The 13,444-nt window shown below is 61.2% G+C and carries 11 protein-coding genes; 4 read left to right on the top strand and 7 right to left on the bottom strand.

The genetic code is table 11. From position 1 onward, the window contains the following. Positions 1–32: 32 nt before the first annotated feature. The 5 genes from EYW45_RS24070 to metE form a co-directional block, all read right to left on the bottom strand. Positions 33–737 (bottom strand): TerC family protein, encoded by a 705-nt coding sequence (locus tag EYW45_RS24070; protein WP_161137946.1) that lies wholly within the window; start codon positions 735–737, stop codon positions 33–35. Between the two features lie 245 nt (positions 738–982). Beyond that, positions 983–1,864 carry a succinate--CoA ligase subunit alpha gene (sucD, locus tag EYW45_RS24065; RefSeq protein WP_161137945.1) on the bottom strand — a complete coding sequence of 294 codons (882 nt, stop codon included), beginning with the start codon at positions 1,862–1,864 and terminating at the stop codon, positions 983–985. A gap of 131 nt (positions 1,865–1,995) precedes the next feature. Next, on the bottom strand, positions 1,996–3,156 hold the full coding sequence (sucC, locus tag EYW45_RS24060; protein ID WP_161137944.1) for an ADP-forming succinate--CoA ligase subunit beta: 1,161 nt from the start codon (positions 3,154–3,156) through the stop codon (positions 1,996–1,998). Positions 3,157–3,166: 10 nt separating this feature from the next. Then, entirely contained in the window at positions 3,167–3,754 is a 588-nt protein-coding gene (locus tag EYW45_RS24055; protein ID WP_161137943.1) for a DUF2889 domain-containing protein, read from the bottom strand. A gap of 245 nt (positions 3,755–3,999) precedes the next feature. Further along, positions 4,000–6,294, bottom strand: a complete 2,295-nt coding sequence (gene metE, locus EYW45_RS24050) for a 5-methyltetrahydropteroyltriglutamate--homocysteine S-methyltransferase (RefSeq protein ID WP_161137942.1) — start codon at positions 6,292–6,294, stop codon at positions 4,000–4,002. Between the two features lie 116 nt (positions 6,295–6,410). Between metE and EYW45_RS24045 the strand changes: the two genes are divergently transcribed. Beyond that, positions 6,411–7,328: a LysR family transcriptional regulator gene (locus EYW45_RS24045; RefSeq protein ID WP_161137941.1), complete on the top strand. Its 918-nt coding sequence runs from the start codon at positions 6,411–6,413 to the stop codon at positions 7,326–7,328. Here EYW45_RS24045 and recX read toward each other — a convergent pair. Both recX and recA read right to left on the bottom strand, forming a co-directional pair. Then, on the bottom strand, positions 7,325–7,948 hold the full coding sequence (gene recX / locus EYW45_RS24040; protein WP_161137940.1) for a recombination regulator RecX: 624 nt from the start codon (positions 7,946–7,948) through the stop codon (positions 7,325–7,327). The two genes, EYW45_RS24045 and recX, sit on opposite strands and share 4 nt — an antisense overlap. Before the next feature lie 93 nt (positions 7,949–8,041). Further along, complete coding sequence (gene recA / locus EYW45_RS24035; protein ID WP_161137939.1) at positions 8,042–9,109, bottom strand: recombinase RecA; 1,068 nt, start codon at positions 9,107–9,109, stop codon at positions 8,042–8,044. A 229-nt stretch (positions 9,110–9,338) separates the two neighbouring features. On the opposite strand from recA, the gene EYW45_RS24030 reads away from it, so the two are divergent. From EYW45_RS24030 to EYW45_RS24020, 3 genes are all read left to right on the top strand, one after another. After that, complete coding sequence (locus tag EYW45_RS24030) at positions 9,339–10,019, top strand: response regulator transcription factor (RefSeq protein ID WP_161137938.1); 681 nt, start codon at positions 9,339–9,341, stop codon at positions 10,017–10,019. Positions 10,020–10,140: 121 nt separating this feature from the next. Continuing rightward, positions 10,141–11,532 carry a sensor histidine kinase gene (locus EYW45_RS24025; RefSeq protein WP_235939255.1) on the top strand — a complete coding sequence of 464 codons (1,392 nt, stop codon included), beginning with the start codon at positions 10,141–10,143 and terminating at the stop codon, positions 11,530–11,532. Positions 11,533–11,774: 242 nt separating this feature from the next. Then, a complete protein-coding gene (locus tag EYW45_RS24020; protein ID WP_161138071.1) occupies positions 11,775–13,400 on the top strand; it encodes an MFS transporter in 1,626 nt (541 codons plus the stop codon). Positions 13,401–13,444 lie beyond the last annotated feature (44 nt).

Here is a 13,444-nt window from a genome sequence, read left to right as displayed (position 1 = left end):
TTTCGAACAGGGCAAAACCGGAGGATTGTAATTCAGGTTTCGTTAAGCTTTCGTCTTGCTAACAAGATTTTTCCAATGGCAAGCACAAGGATTGCGCCGATCGCGCCTGCCATGAGTGCCAATTGGTGCTCCGAAACACCCAATGCCGTATCCAGACGAGCGACCGGCGCTTGCAGCGCAGGATCGCCGACCAGCAGCTCGCCGGCGATGAAGCCCAGCAATGCCGCTCCCACCCAGACGATGATCGGGAAGCGCTCGATGACTTTGAGCAGCAAGGTGCTGCCGAAAATCACCAGCGGAATGCTGATGGCCAGACCGAGGATCAACAATGTGTTGTCGCCCATCGCCGCAGCCGCAACGGCCACCACGTTGTCAAGGCTCATGACCAAATCGGCGATCAGGATCGTGCGGATCGCCGCGAGCATGGTGCCGTGCTTCTTGTGACCGCCCTCGTCCTCTTCCTCCGGCAGCAGTAGCGTGATGCCGATGTACAACAACAACAGGGCGCCGATCAACTTGAGCCAAGGCAGCAGCAGCAATTCGGCCGCCACCAGGGTGAGCACGATACGCATGACGATCGCCGCGGCGGAGCCGATGACGATGGCTTTTTTCTGCAGATCCTCGGGCAGTGACCGTGCCGCGAGTGCGATGACGACAGCGTTGTCGCCCGAGAGAAGAATGTTTACCCAAATGATCTGGAGCAATGCGATCCAGAATGCTGCTGACGAGAGTTCCATACGCCTCTTTACCTAGAAGCGATCCCCGATTTATCAATCCAATAATGGCCGTAGGCGCCGGCTCCGCTTGCTGCGAGCAATAGCGGTTATTTGTGCACCCTTCTCTTATGGGCGCCATTATAGGTTACGTTCTGCTGTCACTCTGCTTTCGCGGTAGTGTTCGGTCGCACGAATGCAACGCGCAGTCGGCGGACGAAAAAAAACCGGCCTTTCGGCCGGTTTCTAATGGCTTGATCGGATGACGATCAGAGCGCTGCTTTCAACAGCTTGGCCATCTCGGAAGGATTGCGGGTGGTCTTGATACCGCACGCTTCCATGATTTCAAGCTTGGCATCGGCCGTATCGGCACCGCCCGAGATCAACGCGCCAGCGTGACCCATGCGTTTGCCGGCAGGCGCCGTCACACCGGCGATGAAGCCGACGACGGGTTTCTTCATGTTGTCCTTGGCCCACTGAGCGGCCTCGACCTCATCCGGACCACCGATTTCGCCGATCATGATGACGGCGTCGGTTTCGGGATCGTCGTTGAACAACTTCATGACGTCGATGTGCTTCAGGCCATTGATGGGGTCGCCACCAATACCCACGGCGCTCGACTGGCCCAGACCCAATTCGGTCACTTGCGCCACGGCTTCATACGTCAACGTGCCCGAACGGCTGACGATGCCGATGCGGCCCTTGCGGTGAATGTGGCCGGGCATGATGCCGATCTTGATTTCGTCCGGCGTGATGAGACCCGGGCAGTTGGGGCCCAACAGCAGGGTCTTCTTGTTTTGCGCGCGCATGCGGTTGCGCAATTCAAGCATGTCACGGACAGGAATGCCTTCGGTAATGCAGATCACCAGATCCAGATCGGCGTCAACGGCTTCCCAGATGGCGGCGGCAGCGCCGGCGGGCGGCACGTAAATCACCGATACGGTCGCGCCGGTTTCAGCCTTGGCGTCCTTGACGGAGGCGAAAATGGGCACGCCTTCGAAGTCCTCACCGGCCTTCTTGGGGTTCACGCCAGCCACGAAAGCTTCGCGGCCGTTGGCGTATTCGCGGCACATGCGCGTGTGAAACTGACCAGTCTTACCCGTAATGCCTTGGGTGATGACCTTGGTGTCCTTGTTGATCAAAATCGACATTTGCGAATCCTTGACTATTGTTCGGATATTCGAGCGTTAGACACGCCGGAATGGCCGATGGCTTGGGCGAAGGGCTAGGGCCACGCTTCCAGCGTATTGCCCGCCCCGCCGCCGATCAGCCACGGCGACAATTATTTGGCGGCAGCGACCACCTTGGTCGCGGCATCGGCCATCGTATCGGCGCTGATGATGGGCAGACCCGATTCGGCCAGCATCTTCTTGCCCAGCTCTTCGTTGGTGCCCTTCATGCGCACGACCAGCGGCACGCTCAGGTTCACGGCCTTGCACGCTTCGATCACGCCTTGGGCGATCACGTCGCAGCGCATGATGCCGCCGAAAATGTTGACCAGAATGGCCTTCACGCCCTTGTTCTTGAGCATGATCTTGAAGGCTTCGGTCACTTTCTCGGCCGTGGCGCCACCGCCGACGTCCAGGAAGTTGGCCGGCTCGCCGCCGAACAGCTTGATCGTGTCCATGGTGGCCATGGCCAGACCGGCGCCGTTGACCAGGCAGCCGATGTTGCCTTCGAGCTGAATGTAGGCCAGGTCGAACTTGCTGGCTTCGATTTCGGCGGGATCTTCTTCAGCCAAGTCGCGGTAAGCGACGATGTCCTGATGGCGGAACAAAGCGTTGGAGTCGAAGTTGAACTTCGCGTCCAGAGCGACGATGTCGCCGCTGCCCGTAAGGATCAGCGGGTTGATTTCGGCCAGCGAGGCGTCGGTATCCCAGTAAGCCTTGTACAGGTTCTGGAATTCCTTGGCGGCGCGGTCGACCGAAGCTTCGGGCACGCCGATGCCACGCGCCAATTCGGCGGCGTCCTTGTCCGTCAGGCCCGTTGCGGGGTCGACGAATACCTTCAGGATCTTCTCGGGGGTGTGCTCGGCGACTTCTTCGACGTCCATGCCGCCTTCGCTCGACGCCATCACGCACACGCGCTGCGTACCGCGATCGGTCACGATGCCGACGTAGTATTCCTTCTTGATATCGGCGCCGTCTTCAATCAGCAGGCGACCGACCTTCTGACCTTCAGCACCGGTTTGATGCGTGATCAGCTGCATGCCGAGAATCTCGGAGGACAATTGGCGCACTTCTTCGATCGAGCGCGCCAGCTTCACGCCACCGCCCTTACCGCGGCCACCAGCGTGAATCTGGGCCTTCACGACCCACACCGGACCGCCGAGCTTTTCAGCAGCGGCAACGGCTTCGTCGACGGAGAAAGCGGGTATGCCGCGCGGTACGGCGACGCCAAACTGCTTGAGCAGTTCCTTACCTTGATACTCGTGAATTTTCATGTATGACCTGTCAGGACGGATGAGAAATGGGAGGGATTGCTTCCAGCGACGCGTCTGTGCCGGTGTACCACTGAGGGTAGTGCACCTGCGCAACCGCGCCATCCGAACGCAAGGCGTGACAACCGTCGAGCTGGAATGGCTTGACGTCGGCCCGGCGTTCGGTGCGACGGAGCTTGGCCATGGTTTGCACCGCAACCGTGGGCAAAATCTGGGAAAGCTCGGTCATGTGCGTACAGCCCGCAGAGCGGGCATAACGATCTTTGACCTGATGGCGAAAACCCTTGAGCAGGTTCATGCCGACCAGATCCGCGTACTCGGGAGCGATCGCGCTGCAATGGGCGTTGTAAGGCGCGTCATCGTAGGCTGCTTGAGCCGCCACGATCGTGCAGTCGAGATCGATCGTGATACGCAGATGCATGTGATGCACCGGGTCGCCCGCGACATGCACACCGCCGTCGTTGGACGGAAAGTCGTAGCCTTTGACATCGATGAGCTCCGCCTCGAGGTCGATCAGACCATCGTCACGGCCATACGACTGCACGCGCACGGTGCGCGTGTGCAGCGGCTGGCGAGGTGAGTCTGGCGGAGGCAAAGGCATGCGTAGGCCCGATATCGGTGCGTTTTTGGTGCGTAGCGGCAAATCCGGTCAAGTATAGCGCAGCCAGATTGCCGGGGCGCACGCCCGCGTCCGAGGGGCAAAGACAGGCCCCCATGCCGGGGGCCGTAAACCGGGGTGAACGGGGGCCAAGGCGGCTTGTGTCGCGCAACGCGCGCCGGGGCCGTTGAGGCGCGAGCCGCCTCAGGCCACACGCCAATGACCGGCGCGGCCGCCCTACCGACCGTTTATGCTGCGCGCAGCGCGCGGGCCGCGTCGACCATGCTGATCAATGCCGCTTCCGTTTCAGGCCAGGCACGCGTCTTCAAGCCGCAATCCGGATTCACCCACAGGCGCTCCTTGGGCAGCCGCTTGGCGGCCTTCTGCATCAGCGCCACCATCCAGTCCACGTCGGGCACGTTGGGCGAATGGATGTCGTACACCCCGGGACCGATGTCGTTGGGATAGCTGAAGCCCTCGAAGGCGTCGAGCAATTCCATGTTGGACCGTGATGTTTCGATCGTGATCACATCGGCATCCATGGCGGCGATCGAACCGATGATGTCGTTGAACTCCGAATAGCACATATGGGTGTGGATCTGCGTGTCATCGGCCACGCCAGCCGTGGACAGGCGGAAGCAATCGACGGCCCAATCGAGATACGCCGCCCATTCCGTTTGACGCAACGGCAAGCCTTCACGGAACGCGGGTTCATCGATCTGGATCACCCGGATGCCGGCCTGCTCGAGGTCGACCACCTCATCGCGCAGCGCGAGCGCCAACTGGCGGCAGGTCTCTTCGCGCGGCTGGTCGTCGCGCACGAACGACCACTGCAGGATCGTGACCGGGCCAGTCAACATGCCCTTCACCGGTTTTTCGGTCAACGACTGGGCATACGACGACCAACCCACCGTCATCGGTGCGGGCCGCGCCACATCGCCAAAGATGATCGGCGGCTTCACGCACCGCGAGCCATAGCTTTGCACCCAGCCGTTCTGCGTAAAAGCGAACCCCGCCATCAATTCGCCGAAGTACTCGACCATGTCGTTACGCTCGGGTTCGCCATGAACCAATACATCCAGCCCAATTCGCTCTTGAAAACGAACGACTGTTTCGATCTCCTGGCGGATCGCCTTCTCGTAAGCCGAATCCGTCAACGCCCCCGTCTTCCAATCGCGACGCAGCTTGCGGATTTCGGCCGTCTGAGGAAACGAACCGATCGTGGTCGTGGGATAGGCCGGGAGATTCAAGCCCTTTTGCTGCGACGCAATGCGCGAGTCGAAAGGTGCGCGGTCACGCGACACCTCGGCGGCGGCGGCCATCCGGCGCGTCACCGCCGCATTATGAATGCGCGTCGACGTGCGGCGCGCGGCGATCGCAGCCGCCTGTTGCTTCAGTGCCGCCGTGGTCGCCTCATCGGCAACACCGTCCACGGCCAGTCGCAGGCCATTCAATTCGTGCAGCTTTTGCGTCGCGTACGACAGCCAGCTCTTGAGCTCTGCATCGAGATCCGTCTCGAAAGCGAGGTCGACCGGCACATGCAGCAAGGAGCACGACGGCGCCAGCCACAGTCTCTCACCCAGATTTCGAGCAGCCGCCAATGTGGACTGCACGGCATCGAGGTCAGTACGCCAGATATTGCGCCCGCTGATCACCCCGGCCGACAGCACCTGATCGTCGCGCAGCACGCTCAGCACAGCGTCCAGCTGCTCGGGTGCGCGCACCAGATCGATATGCAGGCCGGCGACGGGCAAGGCGCCCGCCGTGGCCAGATTGTCGCCCAAGCCACCGAAGTACGTGGCCAACAACAGCTTGGGCGCTGCAGTCGCCGTCAACTCGGCATACACGGATTCGAACGCGTCGCGCCACGCCTGGGGCAGGTCGAGGACGAGAATCGGTTCGTCGATCTGCACCCACGTCACGCCTTGCTCAGCCAGGCGCGCCAGGACTTGCTTGTACACGGGCACCAATGCGGTCAACAGATCGAGTTTTGCGGTATCGCTGGCACCGCCACCGAAGGCGTCGCCCTTGCCCAGCCACAACCAGGTCAAGGGACCCGGGATGACCGGCTTGACCGCATGGCCCAGCGCCTGGGCTTCTTTGACCTGGTCGAACAACGATTCGCGCGCAATGCGGAAGGTCTGCTGGGGCGTGAGCTCCGGCACGATGTAGTGATAGTTGGTGTCGAACCACTTGGTCATTTCGCACGCTGCTGCCGGGGTGCCTGTCGGGGCGCGTCCCCGGCCCATACGAAACAAGGTATCGAGCGAAACCGGCTGGGCTGCCGCCTGGGCAAACCGGGCAGGTACCGCACCCAGCAGCGTGGACCATTCGAGGATATGGTCGTACCACGCGAAATCCCCGACGGGAATCAAGTCGACGCCGGCCTCGGCCTGAATTGCCCAGTGCCGCGCGCGCAGGTCGCGCGCTGTGGATTCGAGGGCAGCCGCATCCGACTTCCCGGCCCAATAGGCCTCAACTGCGTGCTTGAGCTCGCGCTGGGCGCCGATTCGGGGAAAGCCAAGATTATGAATTTGGGTCATGTCGTTATCTCTTTAAGACAAATTATCTTCAACACACGACATTCTGAACACGTTTTCGCTTGAATCAAAATCAATGTTTTCGTCTAATGAATGAATTAAATTCATACTGATTCCCCATGCTCGAAGTTCGACACCTGGAAACCTTGGCTGCCATCCGTGATGGCGGCAGCCTGCTCGAAGCTGCCGAGCGGCTGCACCTCACGCAGTCGGCCTTGTCGCATCAGCTGCGTGAACTGGAATCCCGGTTGGGCACCCCGCTGCTCAATCGCCGCACGCGGCCTGCACGGCTGACCACAGCGGGGTTGCGGGTGCTGGCGCTGGCCGACGACGTGCTGCCGCGGATCAAGGCCACGGAGCGGGAACTGCAGAAACTGGCGGCTGGGCGAACGGGGCGTCTGCACTTGGCGATCGATTGCCATTCCTGCTTTCAATGGCTGATGCCGGCTCTGGATGCGTTCCGCGTGCAGTGGCCCGACGTGGCACTGGACTTGTCGGCGGCGTTTTCCTTCGCCCCCCTGCCCGCGCTCGTCCGGGGCGATCTCGATCTGGTGATCACCTCGGACCCACAACCGCTCGAGGCGGTGCACTACGCGCCGCTTTTCAAGTACGAGTTGGTATTGGCGGTATCGTCGGCAAACCCGTTATCCGCACACCGCCACATCGCGCCAGAGCAACTTGCCGATCAAACCTTGATTACGTATCCCGTGGATCGCCAGCGGCTCGATATCTTCACGGCGTTCCTGGACGACGCCGACGTGGAGCCGGCAGCGATTCGCCGCGCAGAGCTCACCCCCATCATCGCGCAATTGATTGCGAGCAATCGCGGTGTGGCGGCATTGCCCAATTGGGCGCTTACGGAGTACATCGATCAGGAGTGGCTGCGCACCTGCCATCTGGGACCACACGGCGTGTGGCGTACCCTCTATGCGGCGGTACGCGTTGAAGATGAAGCGTCGTCGTTCATCTCGGATTTCCTGACGATAGCGCGCGAGGTGTGCTTTCGGGATTTGACCGGAATCAAGTCGGCCCGCTAGTCCATATCCTCGACGTCGCCCCCGCGGCCACCGACGATATTGCGCACGACATCGGAGGAAAATCCGCGTGCCGCCAGAAAGCGCGCCTGCTTGGCGTACTGGGTGGCGTCTGCCGGGCGCTCGCCTTTGAATTTCTTTTGCCAGACCTCGCGCGCGCGCGCGGGTTCGCTATCTCGCAACGTGGACTTGAGCTCGGCGATCTGATGATCGTCGACGCCGTTCTGGCGCAACTCCGAGACGATGCGCGAGGTGCCGCGCGATGTGGACCTGCGATGCACCAGACTGAGCGCGTAGCGCTCGGTGGACAGCCACCCTTCGCGCTCGAGCGCATCGAGCGTGGCATCGAGGTTATCTGTCTCTTCCACGTGCGGCTTCAATTTGCGCGCGAGCTCTTGACGCGAATGCTCGCGGCGCGACAGAAAGCCGACAGCGCGCGCTTTAAGCGAAAGCTGCCGACCCTTGCGAGCTTTGGGTTCGATCTTTCTTTCCGAGGTGCGTTCGAATGCAGGCGGATCGGCGGGCGCGGCTTCGCGCGCCGCCCTGCCGGTTACCTTAGCGGCAACTGCAGGCGCCAGCGTTTCGAAATCTTCATCGTCGTCATCGTCGACATCACGCGACATCCCTACCCCTCATCCCATACAACGCAAATCGCCGGCTGTAGCCCTGAGACCAGCCGGCGATCGACGTCGAACGCGTGCATTCCCGCGAACGGCTTACTCGGCTTCTTCCTTCTCGACTTCAGAGGCCGGGAAAGCGGCGGCGCGGCTGACGATGCCCTGATTCTCGCGCACCTTGTTTTCGATTTCGATGGCGATATTGACGTGCTCTTTCAGGTACTCACGCACGTTGTCCTTGCCTTGACCGATGCGATTGCCGTTGTAGCTGTACCAGGCACCCGCTTTATCAACCACGCCGGCTTGCACGCCCAGATCGATGATCTCACCTTCACGCGAAATGCCTGCACCGTACATGATGTCGAACTCGGCCTGCTTGAACGGCGGCGCGACCTTGTTCTTGACGATCTTGACGCGGGTTTCGTTGCCGATCACTTCTTCGGCCTTCTTGATGGCGCCGATACGACGAATATCCAGGCGCACCGATGCGTAAAACTTGAGCGCATTGCCGCCAGTGGTGGTTTCGGGGTTGCCGAACATTACGCCGATCTTCATGCGAATCTGGTTGATGAAGATCACCATGCAGTTCGTACGCTTGATGCTGGCCGTGAGCTTACGCAGCGCCTGGCTCATCAGACGGGCTTGCAAGCCCGGCAACGAATCGCCCATTTCGCCTTCGATTTCGGCCTTGGGCACAAGTGCCGCCACCGAGTCGATAACAATCAGGTCCACCGAACCCGAGCGCACGAGCGCGTCGGTGATCTCAAGGGCCTGTTCGCCCGTATCCGGCTGGGAAATCAGCAGGTCGGTGAGGTTGACGCCCAACTTGTTGGCATACTGGACATCGAGCGCGTGCTCGGCATCGACGAACGCGCAGGTGCCGCCGATCTTCTGCATTTCGGCGATGACTTGCAGCGTGAGCGTGGTCTTACCCGACGATTCGGGACCATAGACCTCGATCACGCGGCCGCGCGGCAGGCCACCGATGCCCAGCGCGATGTCCAGGCCCAGCGAACCGGTGGAGACGACCTGGATGTCGTGCGACACCTGATTGTCGCCATACCGCATGATCGACCCTTTGCCGAACTGCTTTTCGATCTGCGAAAGCGCGGCCGCCAACGCCTTGCTCTTTTCGGCAGAAGCGGCTTTGCTGGTCTTGTCGTCCATGTGTGTGCTGTCCTTGACTGATCCGGGGGTGAATGATCCGGGTGAAGATAAGGCCCGCTCGGCAAATCCTGCGGGCTTGAATGACGAAGCCATTATTGCATCGCATTATACTGTATAGAAAAACAGTATGCACTAAATTGCCACGCGTCGGACGCTGTGCAGGCCGCTGGACCTATGCCAGAATCCGTACCCTACTCCTTCCTCATGGACGTTACGTGTTGCCCACACCATGCGCATTCTGATCGCCGAAGACGACAGCATCCTGGCCGATGGCCTGTCACGCTCCCTGCGGCAAGGCGGCTATGCCGTCGACGCCGTCAATGACGGGCTGTCCGCCGACTCCGCGCTGACCGCCCAGGAATTCGATCTCCTGATCCTCGATCTTGGTCTGCCTCAACTGACCGGGCTTGAAGTACTGCGCCGGTTGCGCGCCCGCAATTCACGCTTGCCCGTATTGATATTGACGGCAGCCGACGGCATCGATCAGCGCGTGAAAGGACTCGATCTCGGTGCTGACGACTACATGGCCAAGCCATTTGCCCTCTCTGAGCTCGAAGCGCGCGTGCGCGCGCTCACTCGCCGCGGCGCGGGCGGCGGCGCGACCGTCATCCGCCACGGCAAGCTGGTGTTCGACCAGACGGGCCGCGTGGCGACGGTGGGCGACCAGCCGCTGGATCTCTCGGCGCGCGAAGTCAGCCTGCTCGAGATTCTGCTCACGCGCAGCGGCCGCATGGTGAGCAAGACACAGGTCGTCGATCACCTCTGTGAATGGGGCGAGGAAGTGAGCACCAATGCGATCGAAGTCTATGTGCATCGCCTGCGACGCAAGCTCGAACCCAGCGGGGTCAAGATCATGACCGTGCGTGGCCTGGGATACTGCCTCGAGCGAGAACCGGGTGCGTCTGCCTAAATGGCGCCGGCCGGCGCCCGGGCCCATCAACCCGGAGGCGCTGGCTGTCATGCGCCGCGGCGCCCGCGGGCCCACTTATGCCAAGGCAAGACGCTCGCTATTGGGCGAGATTCTCGACTGGATGCTGGCGCCGCTGTTCCTGCTGTGGCCCATGAGCGTTGCCATCACCTATGTGGTCGCGCAAAACATTGCCGACGTGCCCTACGATCAGGCCCTCAGCGACCACCTGGCGGTGCTGAGTCAGCAACTGCGGGTGGAAAACAACCGCACCGTGCTACAGATGACGCCCTCGGCCCAAGCCGTGCTGCGCGCCAATGAAACCGAAAGCGTGTTCTGGCTCGTGCTGGGCAACCGCGGCGAGTACCTGGGCGGTGACCGGCAACTGCCGTTGCCGCAGGCGTCGATGACGCCGCGACCGGGCAAGGTGATCTACCGCAACGACGCCCTGCGCGGCTTTGGCCTGCGTCTGGCGTATACCTGGGTGGACATGGGCTTGCCCGACACCCGGCCCGCCCTGATCGTCGTGGCCGAAACCACCGAAAAGCGGACCCAGCTGGCAAATGACATCATCAAAGGGGTGATCATTCCGCAGTTTGCCGTCCTGCCGATCGCCGTGCTGCTGGTGTGGTTCGGCCTCTCGCGCGGCATCGCACCGCTCAACGCCCTGCAGCAGCGTCTGCGGGCACGGCGGCCCGATGACCTCTCCCCGATGGAGGAGCACACCGCGCCAACGGAGATCGCCCCCCTCATTGCCGCAATGAACGATTTGCTGGAACGGCTCTCGGGCACGGTATCGGCGCAACGGCGTTTCGTGGCCGACGCGGCCCATCAATTGAAAACCCCTTTGGCCGGCTTGCGCACGCAAGCCGAGCTGGCGCTGCGCGATGCCTCACCCGAAGAGATGCAGTCCAGCCTGCGCCAACTCGTCAAAGGATCGGAGCGTGCCACCCGCCTGGTCAACCAGTTGCTGCTGTTGGCGAATGCCGAGAACCCGAGCACCATCGGTCTCGCATCGACCGATCTGAATGCCGTTGCCTGCGAGCAGACCACCGATTGGGCGACCAAGGCGCTGGCGGTGGGTACCGACCTCGGCTTCGAGGGCGATGAAGACGTTTTGCTCATCAAGGGCAACCCCATTCTTCTGGCGGAACTGCTGAACAACCTCATCGACAATGCTTTGCGCTACACGCCCCACGGCGGGCGCATTACCGTTCGGGTAATGCAACGCGGCGACCGCGTTGTGCTCGAAGTCGAGGATTCGGGGTCGGGCATCGCACCGGAGGATCGCGATCGTGTGTTCGATCGGTTTTATCGCGTACTGGGCACCGGTTCAGACGGCAGCGGTCTGGGACTGGCAATCGTCAAGGAAATTGCTTACACCCACCATGCCACGGTGTCGATTACCGACAACACGCACGATGGCAGGGTCATTCCCGGCACGCGCATCTGCGTCGTTTTTCCCTCTGAAGGTGCCGTGGATCGGGACGACAGCGAGCATCACGCCTCGGACTAACCCTAGGATGCCCGCGATTTGAAACGTCTGATTACAAATTTGTAGCTATCTTTCCTTCTCCGTCAGAGTGTCGTCAGGCACCGCCCATAACGTGTCGTTACGCATGCAGGCCCGCACTCACAAAGCAGCCGCAACGCGTGATCCGGCGCTCGATCGCCGGTGGCATAAAACGAGGAGACAATCAGATGAGTACAGCAAGCAGCATGGCCCGCCCCGGCGCGCCACAGCCCGCAAACCGTGACATGACCAAGGAAGAACGCCGCGTCATTTTCGCGTCGTCATTGGGCACGGTGTTCGAATGGTATGACTTTTACCTTTACGGCTCGCTCGCGGCGATCATCGCGGTTCACTTCTTCTCGGGCGTCAATCCCACAGCAGCATTCATCTTCGCCCTGCTCGCCTTCTCGGCGGGCTTTGCCGTTCGCCCCTTCGGCGCTCTGGTTTTCGGCCGGCTGGGCGATCTGGTCGGTCGCAAATACACCTTCCTCATCACCATCGTCATCATGGGCGCGTCGACCTTCCTGGTCGGCGTGCTGCCCAGCTATGAAACGATTGGGATTGCCGCACCGGCGATTCTGATCGTTTTGCGACTGGCGCAAGGTTTGGCGCTGGGCGGCGAGTATGGCGGCGCAGCCACCTATGTGGCCGAGCATGCGCCACAAGGACGCCGGGGCTTCTACACCAGCTGGATTCAAACAACGGCCACGTTGGGTCTGTTTCTCTCGTTGCTGATCATTCTCGGCGTGCGCAGTGCGCTGGGCGAAGAGGCGTTCCGCGCCTGGGGCTGGCGCATTCCGTTCCTGCTGTCGGTGGTGCTGCTGGGTATTTCAGTCTGGATTCGCCTGCAACTTTCGGAATCGCCGACCTTCAAGCGCATGAAAGAAGAAGGCAAGGGTTCGAAGTCGCCGCTGAAAGATTCGTTCGGCCAATGGCCCAACCTCAAACTCGTCATCCTGGCGTTGCTGGGCCTGACCGCGGGCCAAGCCGTCGTCTGGTATACGGGTCAGTTCTACTCGCTCTTCTTCCTCACGCAAACCCTCAAGCTCGACGCCAACGTAGCGAACATCATGATTGCCGTGGCGTTGCTCGCGGCGACCCCGTTCTTCGTAGTGTTCGGGATTCTTTCGGACAAGATCGGTCGCAAGCCGATCATTATGGCGGGCTGCCTTATCGCGGCACTCACCTACTTCCCGATCTTCAAAGCCATCACCCACTTTGCCAATCCGGCCCTTGAGACCGCGCAAGCGACCGCTCCAGTGAAGGTCACGGCAGATCCGAAGACGTGCTCGTTCCAATTCAACCCGGTGGGCACCTCGTCCTTCACCAGCTCGTGCGATGTGCTCAAGTCGTTCATGGCGCGCAACTCGGTGAACTACGAGAACGTCGCCGCGCCGGCAGGCACCGTCGCAACGGTGCAGATCGGCAACGAATCGTTCTCGTCGTTCGAAGGCGCGGGCCTGGCCCCGGCGGATTTCAAGGCGCGCACGGCGACGCTCGAAAAATCGTTGACCACGTCCATCCGCTCGCACGGCTACCCCGCCAAGGCTGATCCCGCGCAGATCAACTATGTAATGACGACCGTGATGCTGTTCATCCTCGTGCTCTACGTGACGATGGTGTACGGACCGATTGCCGCCATGCTGGTTGAAATGTTCCCGACCCGTATTCGGTACACGTCGATGAGCCTGCCGTATCACATCGGTAATGGCTGGTTCGGGGGCTTTCTGCCACCGGTCGCGTTCGCCGTGGTGGCGGCTACCGGCAACATCTACGATGGCTTGTGGTATCCGATCATCATTGCCGTAATGACCCTCGTCATCGGCGTACTGTTCGTCAAGGAGACGAAGGACAATCGCATCGACGACTAATCAAACGCTTCCCCTGCCGGACGAGACCGCTGCGCTCGTCTGGC

The sequence above is a fragment of the Schauerella aestuarii genome, from assembly GCF_009866805.1.
Classification (GTDB): domain Bacteria; phylum Pseudomonadota; class Gammaproteobacteria; order Burkholderiales; family Burkholderiaceae_B; genus Schauerella; species Schauerella aestuarii.
This window is presented reverse-complemented; position numbering and strand designations above follow the sequence as displayed.